The organism is Vibrio sp. T9 (assembly GCF_003123985.1).
Classification (GTDB): domain Bacteria; phylum Pseudomonadota; class Gammaproteobacteria; order Enterobacterales; family Vibrionaceae; genus Vibrio; species Vibrio diabolicus.
Genome location: NZ_NIGY01000220.1, coordinates 1 through 246, shown reverse-complemented (window position 1 = coordinate 246; position 246 = coordinate 1). Strand labels below are relative to the sequence as shown.

Below are 246 nucleotides of genomic sequence, written 5' to 3'. Positions count from 1 at the left end.
ATTCCGATTAACGCTCGCACCCTCCGTATTACCGCGGCTGCTGGCACGGAGTTAGCCGGTGCTTCTTCTGTCGCTAACGTCAAACAACGCCGCTATTAACGACGCCGCCTTCCTCACGACTGAAAGTACTTTACAACCCGAAGGCCTTCTTCATACACGCGGCATGGCTGCATCAGGCTTGCGCCCATTGTGCAATATTCCCCACTGCTGCCTCCCGTAGGAGTCTGGACCGTGTCTCAGTTCCAG

At 56.1% G+C, this 246-nt stretch carries 1 rRNA gene; it reads right to left on the bottom strand.

What is annotated here, in order from left to right:
* Nucleotides 1–246: ribosomal RNA gene (locus CBX98_RS26170) — 16S ribosomal RNA — on the bottom strand; the annotation flags it as partial.